The organism is Wenzhouxiangella sp. XN79A, from assembly GCF_012272825.1.
In the GTDB taxonomy this organism is placed as follows: domain Bacteria; phylum Pseudomonadota; class Gammaproteobacteria; order Xanthomonadales; family Wenzhouxiangellaceae.
The window spans coordinates 1-19,729 of the sequence record NZ_JAAWWS010000167.1; the positions used below are offsets into that span (position 1 = coordinate 1).

Below are 19,729 nucleotides of genomic sequence, written 5' to 3' on the forward strand. Positions count from 1 at the left end.
CCCGGCCGGTTCGCGCGCAAGCGCCCTCCAACAGTCGAATCGCGCGCAACGCCCGACCGAAGGCCTGTTGGAGGCCGCTTGCGGGCGAAGGGTGGTCAGGGCGGTTCGCGAGCAAGCGCCCTCCAACAGTCGAATCGCGCGCAACGCCCGACCGAAGGCCTGTTGGAGACCGCTTGCGGGCGAAGGGCGGCCCGGCCGGTTCGCGAGCAAGCGCCCTCCGACAGGCGAACCCCGGCTGACGATCGACCGTTCCCCGGGAACGAAAAGAGCCGGGGCCCCGAAGGCGCCCCGGCCCGGACCTTCGAGATCGTCGCTCAGGCGTACTTGAAGAACCGCAGCGCCCGGCGCAGCACGTACCGGGCGCGCGGCGGCAGTTCGGCCGCATCGAGGGTCTCGCCGTTCCAGCTCACCTGGCCGCTGAACTCCGGTCCTTCGCCGGCGCGGCGGACGGTCAGGTTCTCGATCAGCAGCGTGTTGATCACCGCATTGCCAGCCGCGTCAGTGGTCTCGGATTCGATCAGGCCGTCGTAGGTGGTGATCACGGCATCGCCGTCGCCGTAGCGGTTACGGACCATCTCGCCGTTGACCCTGCGGCCGTCGGCGTCGGGCTGGAAGTCGGTGAAGCGGGCGACGGTCTCGGTCTCGCTGCCGCCGATCTCCAGTGTGCCGGACGTGGCGATGACCAGCGTCCCGCCTGCCGGATCGGTCAGCGTCACGTCACGCTGGAGATCCACCGCGGCCACGGTCGGAACAGCGAACAGGGAAAGGGCGAGCAGCATCAGGGGGGAAAAACGGTTCATCGAAAAGCTCCTTCGGTGGGGGAAAAGGACGCGCTGTCGGCGTCGAAGACAACAACGGGTCCGGCGCCGGAACGGTTGACGGCTGCGACCTGCCGGCCGCCCCCGGCGAACCGCCCGACCGAAGCCCCGTGGGTGGCCGCAGGCTCCGATCGACAGAAGATGGACGAGAAGCCGGGAAACTGCGAAGAGCGTGGAAAAGGACAGTGAACGGTGACCAACAACCGAGAACGAAAACCTCGCTCACCGTTCACCATTCATCGAGAACCGAGAACCGAGAACCGAGAACCGAGAAGCTGAACCCTGAACCCTGAACCCTGAACCCTGAACCCTGAAACCTGCCCTCCCCCCGGTTCACTCCCCCCGCCGAACGATCGCGGCCCGGGCCGCCGGCTCGGCCTCGATCAGCTGGCGAGCCAGCGCGGCGCGCTCCTCGTCGCCGAGGTCGCGCATCGTGCGCATCAGCCGGCGCCGGTCGGCGCGGTCCAGCGATTCCCAGACGCCGGGCAGGGCGGCGCGTTCGCCTTCGCTGAGCAGCGTCCGCCATTCGCGCTCGCCGGCGCTGCGCTCGGCCTGCATGCCCTGCAGGAAGGCGCGGCGTTCGCCGCCGTTCATGCGCTCCCAACGCTGGCGAAGCGCCTGGCGCTGTTCCGGGGGCAGGTTGCGCAGGCGGTCCTGGGCCTGCTTGAGCCGCGCGCGCTGCTCGGGGCTGAGGTCGCGCAGCCGCTCCATCCGTCCTCGGATCCGCTCGCGCTCTTCGGGCGTCATCGCGTCCCAGGCCTCGAGCCGGCGGCGTACGTCGTCGCGCTGCTCGGGGGTCATGTCGCGCCATTCCTCGGCATGGGTCAGCAGCCGTTCCTTCTGCGCGTCGTCGAGCGAGTCCCAGCGCTCCGACCACGGCGCCAGCAGCGCCTGCTGGCCCTCGTCGAGGTCCTTCCAGTCCTGCGCACCGGCCGTGACCGAAGCGAGGATCAGCGTTGCGGCCAGCACCAGGCGCTTCATCCGGACCGCTCCGGGGCCTCGTCGAGGTCCTGTTCGGCCAGCCAGGCATAGAACGCCGGTTCGTCGGCGGCCAGGTCGAAGCTCTCCGAGGCCAGCAGGTCGAGATCGTCGGTCATCGGCATCGGCTCCGGCATTTCTCCACCGGGCATCAGCAGCGCGGCGGTCAGCGCCACCACCGCCACCGATGCAGCGATCGGCAGCATCACGGTCCAGCGCGACGGCGCCGCCGAGGCCGTTCGCTCGGCCAGCGCCGCGCGCCGGGCCTCGGCCAGGCGGTCGCCGTGCCGCCGGGCGACATCGTCGGCCTCGGCGTCCAGCGCGCCGCGGACCCGGTCGTTCCAGTCGCGATCTCGATGCTCGTTCATCGTTCGTGCTCCAGCAGTTCGCGCAGGCGGGCCTGCGCTCGAAAGTAATGCGTCTTCACCGAGCCGGTCGACACGCCCAGCGCTTCGGCCGTCTCGCGAACGTCCAGCTGTTCCCAGGCCCGCAGCAGGAACACCTGTCGCTGGCGGTCGGGCAGCGCGGCCAGCGCGGTCTGCAGTCGGCCCGCGAACTGCTCGTGTTCGGCGTGGCCTTCGGGCCCGGGCAGCACCGCCGGCTCGGCGGTGGCCTGTTCGACCGGGTCCGGCGCCTCGACGTTCCGGCCCGGCGTCCACCACCACTTGCCGCGCCGCGTGCGGCTGCGGTGCAGGTCCGTGATGCGATTGTCGAGGATGCGGTGGAACAGTGGCCGCCGCTCAGCGGCCGGGCGATCGCCGTAGCGTCGAACGAACGCCACCATCGCATCCTGCACCGCGTCCAGCGCGTCGTCCTCCGAGCCCAGCGACAGCCGGGCCATGACCACCGCACGCGGCTGCACCGCGGCCAGAAAGGCCTCGAGCGTCTCATCGTCGGCCGGGTCGTTGGCCGCGGGCGCGTTGTCCATCGTCAGTGTGGGCTCCGAGGTCAAGAGGCAGTCGTCCGGACGATCCTGGGAGCTACAACGCGCAGCCCGGCCCGGGGTTGACAGGCCTGCGCCAGTATCCGCCGCCGGCCGTCGCCGTGATGCTGCGCCGGGGCCGCCGCGCAGCGCCTCATCGGGCCGGGCGGGTTCGCTCCAGCCCGGCCCGCTCGACCGCGCGCGCGCCCAGCTCGCGCTCCAGCACAGCGGCCAGCATGGCGTCGAGCGCCGGAAGCTGGTCGGCCAGGTGGCGGCGAAAGGCCTCGGCGGCCGGCGGGGTCAGGATGTCACGGCGCTGCACCCAGTGCCAGTTCACCGGTGCCGGGAAATGCGGTACCGGCGGCAGGGCCAGCCGCCCGGCTTCCAGCTCCAGGCCGACCGCGTGCAGCGAGATGACCGCCAGTCCGTGCCCGCCCTGCACCGCCTGCTTGATCGCCTCGTTGCTGCCCAGCTCCAGCGCCGGTGCCAGGTCCACGCCGAAGCGCTCCAGCCACTCGGTCATCCACAACCGCGTGCCCGAGCCTTCCTCGCGCACCACGAACCGCGCCCGCGCCACGTCGCGCACGTCGATTCGCCGGCGGCTCATCCACGGGTGGTCGGGCGCGGCGATCATGACCAGCGGGTTGGCGCCGATGCGCTCGGCGGTCACGTCGCGGTCGCTCGGCGGACGGGTCATCAGGTAGACGTCGTCCAGGCCCTGGTCCAGCCGCTCCAGCAGCCGGTCTCGCGGCAGAATGCGCAGGCTGGCCTCGATGCCGGGATGGGCTTCGCGGAACCGGCCAAGCAGCCGCGGCACCAGGTATTCCCCGGTCGACACCGCCGCGATCCGCAGCCGCCCGCGCTCGATGCCGCCGCGCGCGGCCAGGCGCTGCTCCAGCCGCTTCAGTTCGTCGTCGATCCGGCGCGAGGCTTCCAGCGCGTCGCGCCCCGCGCCGGTCAGCTGCAGCCGGCGTCCGATCACCTGGTACAGCGGAAGGCCCAGCTGCTCGGTCAGCTGTTTGAGCTGGATCGACAGCGTCGGCGCGGTCAGGTGCAGCCGCTGCGCGGCTCGGGCGATCGAGCCTTCCTCGGCCACCACGCGAAGGATCCGGAGCTGGTGCAGTGTGGCGCGGATCATCGGCCGGGCCCCGGGGTCGAACGGCAGGTGGAATGAGTTGATGAAAGTCTATTCATCATGTCATTCATATTAACTTTCATACACCCGACCGGTCCACTAGACTCCGCCCGCCAATCAGAACCACAACAACGGGGTCGACCATGTCCGCACAACTCGACGAACTCAACGCACGGCTTTCGCGCGCCGCCCATCCCGAGCGCGTCACTGTCGCGCTGGCCGAAGGCGACGGCATCGGGCCGGAAATCTCCGGCGCCGTCTGCGCCATTCTCGAAGCCGCCGGCGCGCGCGTGCGCTTCGACCCCATCACCGTCGGCGAGCAGTGCTATCTCGACGGCGTCACCTCCGGCATCCCGCAGTCGGCCTGGGACGCCATCCGCGAGCATCGCGTGCTGCTCAAGGGCCCGATCACGACCCCGCAGGGCGGTGGCTACAAGAGCCTGAACGTGACCATGCGCAAGGCGCTGGGCCTGTTCGCCAACGTCCGTCCGTGCCGCGCCTGGCATCCGTGGGTCGACACCCGCCATCCGGACATGGACCTGGTCATCGTCCGTGAGAACGAGGAAGACACCTACGCCGGCATCGAACATCGCCAGACCCCCGAAGTCACCCAGTGCCTGAAGCTGATTTCCGAGCCGGGCAGCGAGCGGCTGATCCGCTACGCCTTCGAACTGGCCCGCGCGCAGGGCCGCGACCGGGTTCACTGTCTGTCGAAGGACAACATCATGAAGGTCACCGATGGCCTGTTCCATCGCACCTTCGACCGCATCGCCGCGGAGTACCCGGAGATCGAGGCGAAGCACCTGATCATCGACATCGGCACCGCGCTGCTGGCCGATCGGCCCGAGATGTTCGATGTCGTCGTCGCCCCGAACCTCTACGGCGACATCGTCTCCGACGTGGCCGCGCAGATCACCGGCTCGGTCGGCCTGGGCGGCTCGGCCAACATCGGCGAGGGCTTCGCCATGTTCGAAGCCGTCCATGGCTCGGCCCCCGACATCGCCGGCCAGGACATCGCCAACCCCTCCGGACTGCTGCTGGCTGCCATCGAGATGCTTCGCTACATCGACGACACCGCCACGGCCGAAACCATCCACAACGCCTGGCTGGCCACCCTGGCCGACGGCCTGCACACCGCCGACCTCTACCGCGAAGGCCGTAGCGCGAAGAAACTGGGCACCCGGGCCTTCGGCGAAGCCGTCATCGAGCGCCTCGGACGCCGCCCCGAAGGCGAGATCCGCGCCAGCGAAGGCGCCCTGCCGCGGGCCGAGAACAGCTGGCCGCGCGCCGAACGCCGGCCCGACAAGGCCCTGCACGGCATCGACGTGTTCCTCGACTGGGATACCCACGACCGCAATCCCGACGTCCTGGGCCGCCGCGTCCAGCGTCTGGCCGACGGCACCGCGTTCGAGCTGGTCATCATCACCAACCGCGGCGTGAAGGTCTTCCCCGAAGGACTCCCAGAAACGCGCTGCACCGACCACTGGCGCTGCCGCTTCCGCACCCCCCACGGCACCCCGGCCACCCACGCCGACGTCCTCGCGTTGCTCGACAACTTCGTCGCCGACGGCCTGGACTTCATCAAGACCGAACACCTCTACACCTTCGACGGCGAACGCGGCTATTCGCTGGGGCAGGGGGAGTAGGCACGATCGGGTTCCGGGTTCCGGGTTCCGGGATTCGGGATTCGGGATTCGGGATTCGGGATTGCCGTTTCGAGGCCGCTGGCCGCCGCGTCTCCATCGTCGCGGCCGCCGCTTTCCCTGTTCCCGTCGTTCCGTCGCGCCGCTTCCTCCTTCTCCGTCGTCTCGGGGCGCCGTTTTCAATGCCTCTGTCGTTCCGGGGTGCCCCTTCCAATACCTCCGTCGTTCCGGGGCGCCGAACAGGCGAACCCGGAACCTCGTGACGCGGGCGGCAGGGCTCTACGGGCGATTTCGTCACGAGATCCCGGGTTCCGGCTGCGCCGGCCCCGGGATGACCAGGAGTAGAGGGCGCCGGCCACGGGATGACCAGGAAGTAGAGGGCACCGGCCCCGGGATGACCAGGAAGTAGAGGGCGCCGCTCGCAATACCTCCGTCGTTCCGGGGCGCCGAACAGGCGAACCCGGAACCTCGTGACGCGGGCGGCAGGGTTCTACGGGCGATCACGTCACGAGATCCCGGGTTCCGGCTGCACCGGCCCCGGGATGACCAGGAAGTAGAGGGCGCCGCTTCCTCCTTCTCCGTCGTTCCGGGGCGCCGAACAGGCGAACCCGGAACCTCGTGACGCGGGCGGCAGGGTTCTACGGGCGATTTCGTCACGAGATCCCGGGTTCCGGCTGCGCCGGCCCCGGGATGACCAGGAAGTAGAGGGCGCCGGCCCCGGAATGACCAGGAGTAGAGGGCACCGCTTCCAATACCTCCGTCGTTCCGGGGCGCCGGCCTCAATTTCCCCGTCGTTCCGGGGCGCCGAACAGGCGAACCCGGAACCTCGTGACGTGGGCGGCAGGGTTCTACGAGCGATCGCATCACGAGATCCCGGGTTCCGGCTGCACCGGCCCCGGGATGACCAGGAAGTAGAGGGCGCCGCTTCCTCCTTCTCCGTCGTTCCGGGGCGCCGAACAGGCGAACCCGGAACCTCGTGACGCGGGCGGCAGGGTTTGATGGGCGATTGCGTCACGAGATCCCGGGTTCCGGCTACGCCGGCCCCGGGATGACCAGAAGTAGAGGGCGCCGGCCCCGGAATGACCAGGAGTAAAGGGCACCGGCCCCGGGATGACCAGGAGTAGAGGGCGCCGCTCGCAATACCTCCGTCGTTCCGGGATGCCGCTTCCTCCCTTCTCCGTCGTTCCGGGGCGCCGAACAGGCGAACCCGGAACCTCGTGACGTGGGCGGCTGGGTTCTACGGGCGATCACGTCACGAGATCCCGGGTTCCGGCTGCGCCGGCCCCGGGATGACCAGGAGAAGAGGGGGCCGGCCCCGGGATGACCAGGAAGTAGAGGGCGCCGGCCCCGGGATGACCAGGAGTAGAGGGCGCCGCTCGCAATACCTCCGTTGTTCCGGGGCGCCGCTCCCTCCTTCTCCGTCGTTCCGGGGCGCCGAACAGGCGAACCCGGAACCTCGTGACGCGGGCGCCACGGTTCTACGGGCGATTTCGTCACGAGATCCCGGGTTCCGGCTGCGCCGGCCCCGGGATGACCAGGAAGTGGAGGGCGCCGGCCCCGGGATGACCAGAAGTAGAGGGCGCCGGCCCCGGGATGACCAGGAGTAGAGGGCGCCGCTCGCAATACGTCCGTCGTTCCGGGATGCCGCTTCCTCCTTCTCCGTCGTTCCGGGGCGCCGAACAGGCGAACCCGGAACCTCGTGACGTGGGCGGCAGGGTTCGATGGGCGATCGCATCACGAGATCCCGGGTTCCGGCTGCGCCGGCCCCGGGATGACCAGAAGTAGAGGGCGCCGACCCCGGGATGACCAGGAAGTAGAGGGGCCGGCCCCGGGATGACCAGGAGGTAGAGGGCGCCGGCCCCGGGATGACCAGGAGGTAGAGGGCGCCGGCCCCGGGATGACGAGGTGTAGTAGGCACCACTTCCAATACCTCCGCCGTTCCGCAGCGCCGGACTGGCGAACCTGGTCATCGGGAACCCCCGTTCATCCGCTGAACACAACCTTCTCCCAACCCTCGGTATTTTCAGCTTTTTCCTCGTATTTCCGATCGTTCGCATGTTGACGTGCCGGCTCGCGTGTCGGTACACTGAACCCCAATGTCTGGAATGGGCGTTCGTCGATCGCGACGGGTTCCGGCAGATTGGCAGTCTGTCATCGGTTGCCTCGACGCGAACCGAATCGGTCCACCGGACGCAAATCCGAGACGCGGCGATCAGCCGGTAGGGTGGAGCAACGTGAACAATCGAATCTCGAAATTCTTCCTCGCAACCTCGGCGCTGGCCTGTGCCTCCGCCTGGGCCGGTCCGGTCGGTACGCTCGACGCCGATGCCGCCTACGATGTGCGCGCCGCCGGTGAGACCGAGTTCGTCCGCTTCACGCAGAACGGCGCCACGTTCTATACCGGCGATACGCTGCGCACCCACCGCGGCGCGGCCGTGCTGAACCTGAACGCCGGCGGCGGGCTGGGCTTCCACGAAGGCAGCGAGGCCACGGTCGGGACTGCCGACGACGGCGCGGTCCGGGTCGATCTCCAGGCCGGCCGCGTGCTGTACGCGCTGCCCGAAGCCGCCCAGTCGCTGGTGCTCACGGCCGGCAACTTCACCCTGACCACCGCCTCGCCGGACACCGTCCGCGTGGACGTTGCCCGCAGCGGCGAATTCGTCGGCACGGTCCATCGCCTCGAAGGCGGCAACGTCAAGGTCGAAGTCCAGTCCGGCGCGCTGCACGTGCGCAACGGTGCTGCGATGCAGCTCCAGGTCGATGCCGGCGAAACCGTGGGCCTGCTCGACCTGCCGGCCACCGCCGCGGTCGACGTCCAGGCCGAATCGGCCATTCGGATCGTCGCCCCGGAAACCGTCGGCCCGAACGAAAGCTTCGACGTCGTCATCGACGCGCCCGGAGCGCTCGACGGCAACTACCTCGCCGTCGCGCCGCAAGGGGCCGCGCCGAGTCGCTTCGATTCCGTAGCCAGCATCCGCGGCGAGAACAGCGTAGCCAAGACCGCGCCGGGGACCGAGGGCGATTACGAAATCCGGCTGATCGACGAAGACACCGGCGAAATCCTCGCCTTCGTGCCGCTTTCGGTCACGCGCCCGGAAGCCGTGGTGGCCGCAGCCTCCAGCGTCGGCGCCGGGGGCGGCGGCGGGTTCGCGGGGCCGATCATGGCCGTCGGTGCCGGTGCGCTCGCGGTCTACATCGTCTCCGAAGCCAGCGACGACGACGACGATCCGCAGCCGGTCTCGCCCTGATCCGATCGGAGCCGGGCCGCATCGGCCCCGGCCGCGCGCCGACGATCGGTGCGCTTCGTCGAATCATCCGCAGGGCCGGCCGCTACGCCGGGCACGGCCGCAAGGGCTTTCTCCAGTGGGGTGCGTACGTCGTTTCATGAACAGAATGCTTCTTCTTCTCCTTGCCCTTCCGCTGCTGGCGGCCCTCACCGGTTGTGCCTCGAACAACAACGGCGCCGACACGATGTCGCTGGCCGAATTCCAGAGCCAGTACACCAGCGCCAACCCGGACATCGATACCGTCAACCAGCAGCTGCTGTCGCTGTCGGTCGGCAACGAGGGTGACGTCATCTACCGGCTGGGTGCCGGTGACGAAATCCGCATGAACGTGTTCGGCGTCGAAGAGCTCAGTGGCGAATACCGCATCGACGGCAACGGTCGGATCAGCCTGCCGCTGATCGGCCAGATCGACATCTCCGGCTACACCCTGGCCGATGCCGAAGACGTGCTCGAGCGTCGCTACGGCGAGCGCTACCTCAGGAACCCGCAGATCACCGTCTCGGTCGTCGAGTTCCGCAGCCAGCAGTTCACCGCCGTCGGGGCCGTCGGCCAACCGCGGGTCTACAACGTGGAACGCAAGATCACCCTGATCGAGGCGCTGGCCATGGCCGGCGGCCTGGGCCAGCACGCCGGCGGTTATGTCTACCTCACCGACAAGGTTCGCGATCCGGAGTCCGGCGAACTCGGCATGCGCAACGTCGCCGTGGCCGTCGAAGACCTCACCAGCGGTCGGACCGACGTCAACCTGGTGCTCGGCGAAGACGCGCTGATCAACGTGCCCGAGGCCGGTTCGATCTTCGTCGAGGGCGCCGTCGAGCGCCCCGGCGTGTTCCGCGCGCCCGGCGAGATCACCGTGCTCAAGGCCATCGCAATGGCCGGCGGCCTGAAGTTCGAGGCCAACCGCAACACCCTGCACGTGCTGCGTCGCGACCAGGTCACCGGCGAGTGGCAGCAGAATACGGTCGCGATGGAAGACATCCGCCTGTCGCCGAACAACGACCTGCCGCTGAGCGACGGCGACATCGTCGTGGTCCAGAACGGCCCCATCCGCACCGCGTGGATCGGCCTGTGGAACGGCCTGGCCCGCATCGCCATGCTCGGCTTCCGACCACTGTGATGATTCGTCGAGGCATTCAGGGGGAACGACGATGACCGACCATCGAGACGACGACCCGAACGGCCGTCACCTGCGCCCGGTCGGCCAGGGCGGCGGTCAGCAGCTGGCGCCCTACGACCCGTTCACCCAGCCGCCGGACGACGACGACACCATCGACCTGCGCGAGTACTGGCGCATCCTGGTCAAGCGCAAGTGGGTCGTCATCAGCGTGCTGGCCATCATCACCGTCGCCACCTTGTTGTCGACGACGCTGATGATCCCGGTCTATCGCTCCGCGGCCACCATCCAGATCACGCCGCCGAACAGCCGCATCCTGGATTACGCCGACTTCTCCGGCGAAGGGCAGGGCTACCTGGCCCAGCAGCAGTTCTACACCACCCAGTACGAAATCCTGCGCTCGCGCTCGCTGGCCGAGGCCGTGGTCCGCGCCGAGAATGTCGAGAACCACCCCGAGCTCACCGGCGAAATCCGCCAGCGCAGCCTCATCGGCGAACTGCGCTCGTTGCCGGGCGCCATCAAGCGCGCGCTCGGCTCGCAGCCGACCGCGCGCATCGAAGGGCTCAGCGCCGAGCAGCGCCGCGAGCGCGAGGTCAAGCGCGCCGCCGGCACCCTGATGGGCCGGCTGTCGATCGAACCGGTGCGCAACTCCAACCTGGTCAACGTCAGCGTCCAGGCCTTCGATCCGCAGTTCGCCGCGCGCATGGCCAATGCCGTCGTCGACGAGTACACCCGGGCCTCGATGCAGCGCCGCATGGATGCCGGCGCCCAGGCCCGCGACTTCCTCGAAGGCGAACTGGCCGACATGCGCATCGAGCTCGAGCGCGCCGACCAGGCCCTGCTGGACTTCGCCCAGGCCAACCAGGTGGCCGACCTCGAGCAGCGCATCGCCATGGCCAACACCACCCTGGAGGACCTGAACGCCCGCCTGAGCACCGTCGAGACCGAACTGGTCCAGCTCGAGTCGTACCGCACCATGATCCAGCGCGGCCAGGCCGCCGACATCAACCAGGTCAGCGACAGCGAAGCCATCCGTGAACTCAGGGCGCAGCGCGCCGCGCTGGCCACCGAATACGCCAGCCTGTCGCAGCGCTTCCAGGACGACTACCCCACGCTGGTCGAGTTGCGCAACCGGATGGACACCATCTCCGAACAGATCGCCGACGAACGCGCGCTGGCGGTCCGCGAAATCCTTGCCCGCTACAACAGCCGCACCGCCGAAGCCGAATCGCTGCGCGACGCGATCGAGCGGCGCGAACAGGCCATCCTGGCGCTGAACCAGCAGGGCGTGCAGTACAACATCCTGCGGCGCGAGTTCGAGACCAACCGCGAGCTCTACGACGGTCTGCTCCAGCGCATGAAGGAAATCGGCGTCGCCGCAGGCGTGCAGGAAAACAACATCGCCATCATCGACGGCGCGCTGCCGGCCGGCGCACCGTTCAGCCCCAACCTCAGCCGCAACCTGGCCCTGGCCATCGTGCTGGGCCTGATGGCCGGCGTCGGCCTGGCGCTGGTGCTGGAGTTCTTCGACTCCACCGTCCACCGCACCGAAGACCTCGAAGCGCTCACCGGCCGCCCGGTGCTGGGCCTGGTGCCCATGGTCAAGACACGAGACCAGCGCAAGGACCACGCCGACATCGCGCTGCCCGAACGCGCCGTCGGCCACTACTCGGCCCGCTTCCCCAAGTCGTCGGTCTCCGAGGCCTTCCGCTCGCTGCGCACCAGCCTCATGTTCTCCACCCCGGAGGGCATGCCGAAGACCCTGCTGATCACCTCGCCGGGCCCGGGCGACGGCAAGACCACCACCGCCATCAACCTGGCCACCGTCATGGCCCAGAACGGCGCCCGGGTCCTGCTGATCGACGCCGACCTGCGCAAACCGCGTCTGCACCGCGACTTCGGCAAGCCGCAGTCGCCGGGCCTGACCAACCGCATCGCCGGCAGCCAGGGCGAAGCCGCCGACGAAGCCTCCATCTTCAAGACCGACGTCGAGGGCCTGTTCATCATGCCCAGCGGCAACTCCGCGCCCAACCCCGCCGAACTGCTCAGTTCCGAGCGCATGGGCAAGATCATCGGCATGAGCACGCGGGCCTTCGACCACGTCATCATCGACACCGCGCCGATCCTCGGCCTGGCCGACTCCATGGTCCTCTCGCGCCAGGTCGACGGCCTCGTTCTCGTCGCCTCGGCCGGCAAGACCAACAAGGACAACATCAAGTCCAGCATGCGCCGCCTGGCCCAGGTCCGCGCTCCCGTCCTCGGCGTCGTCCTCAACGCCGTCGACCTCGAAAGCCCCGACTATGCCTATTACAGCGCGTACTACTACAACTACGAGTCGGACGAAGACGACAGCAAAGACACCAAGGCGCTGGGCAAGACCGCCTGAAACGGCGCGTTCCGGGTTCCGGGTTCCGGGTTTCGGGTTTCGGGTTTCGGGTTTCGGGGTTCGGAGTTCGGGGTTCGGGGTTCAGGAGTCAGGGGCAGGGCGCCGCCTGCCCTGTCTCCGCCGCTCTCGTCGCACCGCGTCCAATACCTCCGTCGTCCCGGGGCGCCGCGTCCTCCTTCTCCGTCGTTCCGGGGCGCCGAACAGGCGAACCCGGAACCTCGTGACGCGGGCGCCACGGTTCTACGGGCGATTGCGTCACGAGATCCCGGGTTCCGGCTGCGCCGGCCCCGGGATGACCAGAAGTAGAGGGCGCCGGCCCCGGGATGACGGGAAGGTAGAGGGTGCCGGCCCCGGAATGACCAGGAGTAGAGGGCACCGCTTCCAATACCTCCGTCGTTCCGGGGCGCCGAACAGGCGAACCCGGAACCTCGTGACGCGGGCGGCAGGGTTCTACGGGCGATCGCGTCACGAGATCCCGGGTTCCGGCTGCGCCGGCCCCGGGATGACGAGGAAGTAGAGGGCGCCGGCCCCGGGATGACGGGAAGGTAGAGGGTGCCGGCTCCGGGATGACCAGGAGATAGAGGGCGCCGCTCGCAATGCCTCCGTCGTTCCGGGGCGCCGAATAGGCGAACCCGGAACCTCGTGACGCGGGCGGCAGGGTTCTACGGGCGATTGCGTCACGAGATCCCGGGTTCCGGCTGCGCCAGCCCCCCCCGGAATGACCAGGAAGTAGAGGGCGCCGGCCCCGGGATGACGAGGAGAAGAGGGGGCCGGCCCCGGGATGACGAGGAGTAGAGGGCGCCGGCCCCGGATGACGAAGACCGATAGGCGCTACCTACCACCCCAGAGTTGCAGCAAGGTCCCGCCAGTCAGGATTCTCCCGTTCGATCATTTCGACCTTCCACGAGCGTCTCCATTTCTTCAACTCCTTTTCGCGCTCGATCGCCGCGCTGATGCATTCATGCAGCTCGAACCAGACAAGTCGATGAAGGTTGTAGCGTTTGCAGAACCCGTCCACGAATCCACCCCGGTGCTCTTCGATCCGTTTAGGCAGGTTGGATGTCACGCCGATATAGAGCACGCCGTTCTTTCGATTCGTTAGCAGGTACACGCATGGCTGTTTCACGAGTTCAGCCTAGACGAGTCATCGATTGGGCGCATCGGACAATCTCCTACAACGACTGCTGCTGGCCACTTTCCCGCCGTTCCGGGGCACCGCTTCCACCTTCTCCGTCGTTACGGTGCACCGCTTCCTCCTTCTCCGTCGTTACTGGGCACCGCTTCCTCCTTCTCCGTCGTTCCGGGGCACCGAAGAGGCGAACCCGGAACCTCGGGACGCGGGCGGCAGGGTTCTACGGGCGATCACGTCACGAGATCCCGGGTTCCGGCTCCGCCGGCCCCGGGATGACCAGGAGTAGAGGGTGCCGGCTCCGGGATGACCAGGAGGTAGAGGGTGCCGGCTCCGGGATGACCAGGAGGTAGAGGGCACCGCTCGCAATACCTCCGTCGTTCCGGGGCGCCGAACAGGCGAACCCGGAACCTCGTGACGCGGGCGCCACGGTTCGACGGGCGATCACGTCCCGAGATCCCGGGTTCCGGCTCCGCCGGCCCCGGGATGACGAGGAAGTAGAGGGCGCCGGCCCCCATTTCCCTGTCGTTTCGCGGCACCGCGTCCAATACCTCCGTCGTCTCGGGGCGCCGTTTTCAATGCCTCTGTCGTTCCGGGATGCCGCTTCCAATACCTCCGTCGTTCCGGGGCGCCGAACAGGCGAACCCGGAACCTCGTGACGCGGGCGGCAGGGTTTGATGGGCGATTGCGTCACGAGATCCCGGGTTCCGGCTGCGCCGGCCCCGGGATGACCAGGAAGTAGAGGGCGCCGGCCCCGGGATGACCAGGAAGTAGAGGGCGTCGGCCCCGGGATGACGATGGTGGTGGGCACCGCGTCCAATACCTCCGTCGTTCCGGGGGCGCCGAATAGGCGAACCCGGAACCTCGTGACGCGGGCGCCACGGTTCGACGGGCGATCACGTCACGAGATCCCGGGTTCCGGCTCCGCCGGCCACGGGATGACCAGGAAGTAGAGGGCGCCGGCCCCGGATGAGGAGGGGTAGAGGGCACCGCTCGCAATACCTCCTTCGTTCCGGGGCGCCGAACAGGCGAACCCGGAACCTCGTGAAGCGGGCGCCACGGTTCGATGGGCGATTTCGTCACGAGATCCCGGGTTCCGGCTGCGCCGGCCCCGGGATGACCAAGGAGTAGAGGGCGCCGGCCCCGGGATGACCAGGAGTAGAGGGCGCCGGCCCCGGGATGACCAAGGAGTAGAGGGCGCCGGCCCCGGGATGACGAGGAATGCTGGGCGTCGCTCCCTTCTTCTCCGTCGTTCCGGGGCGCCGAACAGGCGAACCCGGAACCTCGTGACGTGGGCGGCAGGGCTCTACGGGCGATTGCGTCACGAGATCCCGGGTTCCGGCTGCGCCGGCCCCGGGTTGACCAGGAGAAGAGGGGGCCGCTCGCAATACGTCCGTCGTTCCGGGATGCCGCTTCCTCCTTCTCCGTCGTTCCGGGGCGCCGAACAGGCGAACCCGGAACCTCGTGACGCTCGCGGCCGGGTTCGATGGGCGATTGCCCCGAACCCCCACCCCCTGCAACCTCCCGCCCTTTCCGGCAGAATGCTTCCATCCCCGCCGGCCCGGGACCACGCCGTCCATGTCCGACCTCGCTACCTTGCTCGAAGCCATCCGCGAAGGGCGGGCCGAACGGCTCGACCGCGAGCAGGTGCATGAGCTGCTGGCCTGGCTGGCCGGCACTCGCGAGGACGTCGGCGCCCCCCACCACGATCCGGTGCTCAACCAGATGGTCCTGTTCCGGCTCGATGCCGCGCTGTTCCGCGACGGCTCGCTTGACCTGCACGCCGCCGGGGTCGATGCCGAGGTGCCGCTGGACCAGCGCAAGGCCCGCTTCCGTCGCCTGGCCAGCGTGTTCCATCCCGACCGCTTCCCGGCCCTGTCCGATTGGCTGACGCTCCGCTCCCAGGCCGTGCACACCGCCTACGGCGCGTTCAAGAAGAATCCGCACGCCGCCCCCGCGCGCCCGGCCCCGCCGTCTCCGCAGGCCGAAGCCGGCACGTCGCCGGCCAGCCGACCGCCGCGTCGCCCCGGCGTCATCAAGCGCAACCTGCTGCACCTGCGCCGCCGCTTCGGTCACGACCGCTACCTGGCCCACAAGCTCATCGGCGGCCTGACCCTGATCGCCCTGCTGCCGGTCATCAACCTGCTGCTGGCCCCCGGCCCGTCGAACGAGTCCGCTCGGGAGGCGAGCGGAGGGCGTAGTGAAACCGCCTCCGAATCCGGCGCAGAGAGCAGTGAACGGTTTTCAGTGAACAGCCGACCCCGGGCCACCGACCGAACCCCGAACCCGGAAACCGGCATCGCCACAGCGCCTGCCGAAGAGCTCCCGGCAGCTGAAAACCGACGACCGAAAACGGCCGTTTCCTCCGGCTCGCAACCCGCCACCGACTCCGCCGCCGAACCACCCCCGAGCCTCTCCCTTGCGGCTCGAGAAGCCCTGCGCCCGAGCCGCACCGAAAGCGCCACGCTGCCCAGCGTCGACGCGCAGCTTGCCGCTCTCGGCCTGCCCACCGACGACGAACGCCTCAACCGCCGCTTCGAAGCCGGCATCCGCCTCACCAGCGAACCCACGGCCGCCCGCGCGACCATCGAACGCAGCGAAGCGAGCAGGGCGCCCGCTCGCGGCGCGACCGGAGTGAACAGTGAACCCCGTTCGTCCACCCCGGCCGAACCACCCATCGCCGCCGCTGCTGAACCGGTCACTCGCCAAGCGATCGCCGAACCGACAACCGACAACCGACAACAAGAAATTGCCCGGCCGTCCGCCCGCAACGAGGACGCCGCAGCCTTGTCATTCGAAACCGAAAACCGAAAACCGGAAACTCCGGCCGCAGCCGTGGCCGCTTCTACCCGACCCCGATCCCTGAATGCCGAAACGTCCGTCGCCGCCGTTCCCGAGGCCGCGCCGGACAACGAACCGACTGCGCCAGCCGCAACCACCATCGCCGATCCGGCGCCGAACACCGAACACCGACAACCGGAAACCCGCGAAGCGCTCGTCCCGGTACCCGGCCGGCTGACCCTCGGCCCCCTGCGCTTCCACCCGGCCGGCGAACTGCTCAGCGCCTTCCAGACCGCGCTGGAAGCCGGCGACATCCTGGCCCTGCGCGGCCTGTTCGGCACCCAGCCCCCGGCCGACCGCTACGTGGCCCTCATCCAGGCCACCGAAACCCGCAGCGTCGACCTGCGCGTCGACCGCATGCAGCGCAACGGCAACGAATGGCAGGTCGACTTCGAACTCACCCTCCGAAGCCCCGGCCAGAACCACCTCTACCCCCGCACCACCTTCCGCCTGGCCGAGACCGGCAACGCCCTGCGGATCGTGGCGGTGGAATGAACGGGGCGGTGAGCGGTGAACGATGAGCAGTGAACTGTGAGCAGTTTTCAGTGAACAGTGGAAGGCCTGGGGGTTCGAGGTTTCAGGGTTCAGGTTTCAGGAAAACCAACAACCAACAACCAATCCATTCGCCCCAAGACCGGACCCGATGAATTTCTGAAAACTGAAAACTGCTCACTGAAAACTCGTCACCCCCGAACCCTTAACCCTTAACCCTTAACCCTTAACCCTTAACCCTTAACCCTTAACCCTTAACCCTTAACCCTGAAAACTGAAAACTGAAAACTGAAAACTGAAAACTGAAAACTGAAAACTGAAAACTGAAAACTGAAAACTGAATCCCGAATCCCGCGCCCATGCCCCCAACCGCCATCCTCGCCACCCTCGTCCTCGTACTCCCGTTGATGATGGGCAACCGCACCCCGGACACCCTCACGCTGTCCGGCCTGGTGCTGGTGCTCGGCGCGCTGGTCGCGGCAATGGCGGCGTGGCTGGGCAAGGGCAGGGCGCTGCCGGGACCGCCGAAGAGCTGGTGGATCTTCGGCGGCGTGCTCACCGGGTGGGTGGTGCTGCAGGTGCTGCCCGTCGAATTCCTGGCCCGCAGCTTCGGCCCGTATCCCGACGCCCTGTGGCAATCCGACGCTCCGCCGGGCCAGTGGTCGCCCAACCCGGCCTGGACCCTGCGCGCCTGGGCCACCTTCGTCGCGCTGGCCACGCTGGCCTGGCTGTTCGGCCGGCTCGACCACCGCCGCCGCAACCTGGTCTGGCTGGTCGTCGCCGTCGGCGCCGTGCTGCAGGCGCTCTACGGCCTGGCCGCGCACGCCGCCGGCTCCGACACCGTGCTCGGCATCTGGCCGCGCAACAACCCCGACTACGTCCACGGCACCTTCTCCAACCGCAACCTGTTCGCCGCCTACCTGGCGCTGACCTGGCCGCTGGTCATCGCCATCTGGTGGAAGCCCGACGTGCCGGGCCTCAAGCGACTGCCGTTCGAGCTGCGCGTGGCCGGCAGCGTGATCGCCGGGGCCATCATCGGCGCGGCCCTGCTGGCTTCGGCCTCCCGGCTGGGCAGCGCCGCCGGCCTGGCCGGCCTGCTGGTCGGCCTGGTGCTCTGGACCCGTTACCGCCGCAAGCTTGCCCGCGTCGCCGTCTGGCCGATGTACGCCACCGCCTTCGCCGCGCTCATCGCCGCCACCTGGTACGGCCTTACCCCGCTGGCCGAGCGCCTGGCCGTCACCTCGATCGAAGAGGGCAGGTTCGAGGTCTATTCGCGGATGATCGGCGAAGTTCCGGCCGGTTGGTGGCTGTGGGGAGTCGGCCTGGGCGGCTTCGAGGCGGTGTTCAAACAGGTCCAGCCCGCCGACATGCGCGGCTGGTACGACTACGCCCACAACGACCTGCTGCAGTGGCTGCTGGAAATGGGCCTGGTCGGCGCCGGCCTGCTCCTCGCCGCCGCCGTCGCCCTGGTCAAACACGCCCGCCTCACCCGCGAAACCCTGCCGCTGTACAGCGGACTTGCCGCCTTGGGCCTGGTCGGCCTCGGCGACTTCAGCTGGCACATCCCCGCCACCCAGGTCGTCCTGGCCCTCTACCTCGGAACCCTCCTCACCCCCGCCCACAAACGAAAACCCACCCCCTGAACCCGCCCCGCCCGAACACCTGTCGGCGGCCGCCTGCCAGGCTCCCCGTCGATCCGGGGCGCCGCTTCCAATACCTCCGTCGTTCCGTAGCCCCTGGCCATGTTTCCGTCGTTCCGGGGCGCCGAACAGGCGAACCCGGAACCTCGTGACGTGGGCGGCAGGGTTCGATGGGCGATTTCGTCACGAGATCCCGGGTTCCGGCTGCGCCGGCCCCGGGATGACCAGGAGTAGAGGGCGCCGGCTCCGGGATGACCAGGAGGTAGAGGGTGCCGGCTCCGGGATGGCCAGGAGGTAGAGGGCGCCGCTCGCAATACCTCCGTCGTTCCGGGGCGCCGAACAGGCGAACCCGGAACCTCGTGACGCGGGCGGCAGGGTTCTACGGGCGATTTCGTCACGAGATCCCGGGTTCCGGCTCCGCCGGCCCCGGGATGACGAAGGATAGTGTGGGCCGGTTCGACCATACCTCCGTCGTTCCGGGGCGCCGAACAGGCGAACCCGGAACCTCGTGACGCGGGCGGCCGGGTTCGATGGGCGATTTCGTCACGAGATCCCGGGTTCCGGCTGCGCCGGCCCCGGGATGACCAGAAGTAGAGGGCCCCGGCCCCGATTTCCCCGTCGTTACGCGGCACCGCGTCCTCCTTCTCCGTCGTTCCGGGGCGCCGAACAGGCGAACCCGGAACCTCGTGACGCGGGCGGCAGGGTTCGATGGGCGATTTCGTCACGAGATCCCGGGTTCCGGCTGCGCCGGCCCCGGGATGACCAGAAGTAGAGGGCGCCGGCCCCCATTTCCCCGTCGTTTCGCGGCACCGCGTCCTCCTTCTCCGTCGTTCCGGGGCGCCGAACAGGCGAACCCGGAACCTCGTGACGCGGGCGGCAGGGTTCGATGGGCGATTGCGTCACGAGATCCCGGGTTCCGGCTCCGCCGGCCCCGGGATGACCAGAAGTAGAGGGCGCCGGCCCCGGGATGACCAGAAGTAGAGGGCGCCGGCCCCCATTTCCCCGTCGTTTCGCGGCACCGCGTCCAATACCTCCGTCGTCCCGGGGCGCCGCTTCCTCCTTCTCCGTCGTTCCGGGGCGCCGAACAGGCGAACCCGGAACCTCGTGGCGCGGGCGGCAGGGTTCTACGGGCGATCACGTCACGAGATCCCGGGTTCCGGCTCCGCCGGCCCCGGGATGACGAGGAATGTTGGGCGTCGCTTCCTCCTTCTCCGTCGTTCCGGGGCGCCGAACAGGCGAACCCGGAACCTCGTGACGCAATCGCCCCTCGAACCCTGGCACCACCTCACCCCGCCCCCGCCCACGGTTCGCTGAACCCGAACCCCGGTCCCTTTCCCCCACTCC

The 19,729-nt window shown here is 68.8% G+C and carries 12 protein-coding genes; 6 read left to right on the top strand and 6 right to left on the bottom strand.

Features of this window, described 5'->3' with window-relative positions:
• Window positions 1-314 precede the first annotated feature (314 nt).
• The 5 genes from HFP89_RS14620 to HFP89_RS14640 all read right to left on the bottom strand — a co-directional run bounded on the left by HFP89_RS14620 (window position 315) and on the right by HFP89_RS14640 (window position 3,856).
• On the bottom strand, window positions 315-800 hold the full coding sequence (locus tag HFP89_RS14620) for a hypothetical protein (RefSeq protein ID WP_168718415.1): 486 nt from the start codon (window positions 798-800) through the stop codon (window positions 315-317).
• Window positions 801-1,151: 351 nt separating this feature from the next.
• Window positions 1,152-1,799, bottom strand: coding sequence for a DUF3106 domain-containing protein (locus HFP89_RS14625; protein ID WP_168718416.1), 648 nt, complete (start codon window positions 1,797-1,799; stop codon window positions 1,152-1,154).
• On the bottom strand, window positions 1,796-2,164 hold the full coding sequence (locus HFP89_RS14630) for a DUF3619 family protein (RefSeq protein ID WP_168718417.1): 369 nt from the start codon (window positions 2,162-2,164) through the stop codon (window positions 1,796-1,798). Before HFP89_RS14630 ends, HFP89_RS14625 begins: the two co-directional genes overlap by 4 nt.
• Window positions 2,161-2,724 carry an RNA polymerase sigma factor gene (locus HFP89_RS14635; protein ID WP_168718418.1) on the bottom strand — a complete coding sequence of 188 codons (564 nt, stop codon included), beginning with the start codon at window positions 2,722-2,724 and terminating at the stop codon, window positions 2,161-2,163. The genes HFP89_RS14630 and HFP89_RS14635 overlap by 4 nt, the downstream gene beginning before the upstream one ends.
• A gap of 148 nt (window positions 2,725-2,872) precedes the next feature.
• Entirely contained in the window at window positions 2,873-3,856 is a 984-nt protein-coding gene (locus HFP89_RS14640) for a LysR family transcriptional regulator (protein WP_168718419.1), read from the bottom strand.
• 140 nt (window positions 3,857-3,996) lie between these two features.
• Here HFP89_RS14640 and HFP89_RS14645 point away from each other — a divergent pair, with 140 nt between their 5' ends.
• From HFP89_RS14645 to HFP89_RS14660, 4 genes are all read left to right on the top strand, one after another.
• A complete protein-coding gene (locus HFP89_RS14645) occupies window positions 3,997-5,499 on the top strand; it encodes an NADP-dependent isocitrate dehydrogenase (protein ID WP_168718420.1) in 1,503 nt (500 codons plus the stop codon).
• A 2,231-nt stretch (window positions 5,500-7,730) separates the two neighbouring features.
• The gene (locus HFP89_RS14650) at window positions 7,731-8,744 is read left to right on the top strand and encodes a hypothetical protein (RefSeq protein WP_168718421.1); all 1,014 of its coding nucleotides are present in this window, start codon (window positions 7,731-7,733) and stop codon (window positions 8,742-8,744) included.
• A 136-nt stretch (window positions 8,745-8,880) separates the two neighbouring features.
• The gene (locus HFP89_RS14655; protein ID WP_168718422.1) at window positions 8,881-9,900 is read left to right on the top strand and encodes a polysaccharide biosynthesis/export family protein; all 1,020 of its coding nucleotides are present in this window, start codon (window positions 8,881-8,883) and stop codon (window positions 9,898-9,900) included.
• A 31-nt stretch (window positions 9,901-9,931) separates the two neighbouring features.
• The gene (locus HFP89_RS14660) at window positions 9,932-12,283 is read left to right on the top strand and encodes a polysaccharide biosynthesis tyrosine autokinase (RefSeq protein WP_168718423.1); all 2,352 of its coding nucleotides are present in this window, start codon (window positions 9,932-9,934) and stop codon (window positions 12,281-12,283) included.
• A gap of 835 nt (window positions 12,284-13,118) precedes the next feature.
• On the opposite strand, the gene HFP89_RS14665 is transcribed toward HFP89_RS14660, so the two are convergent.
• Window positions 13,119-13,409, bottom strand: a complete 291-nt coding sequence (locus tag HFP89_RS14665; protein ID WP_168718424.1) for a GIY-YIG nuclease family protein — start codon at window positions 13,407-13,409, stop codon at window positions 13,119-13,121.
• Window positions 13,410-14,990: 1,581 nt separating this feature from the next.
• Between HFP89_RS14665 and HFP89_RS14670 the strand changes: the two genes are divergently transcribed.
• Together HFP89_RS14670 and HFP89_RS14675 are read left to right on the top strand one after the other, a co-directional pair.
• The gene (locus HFP89_RS14670) at window positions 14,991-16,748 is read left to right on the top strand and encodes a J domain-containing protein (protein ID WP_168718425.1); all 1,758 of its coding nucleotides are present in this window, start codon (window positions 14,991-14,993) and stop codon (window positions 16,746-16,748) included.
• Between the two features lie 356 nt (window positions 16,749-17,104).
• Complete coding sequence (locus HFP89_RS14675) at window positions 17,105-18,388, top strand: O-antigen ligase family protein (RefSeq protein WP_206212398.1); 1,284 nt, start codon at window positions 17,105-17,107, stop codon at window positions 18,386-18,388.
• Window positions 18,389-19,729: the final 1,341 nt, after the last annotated feature.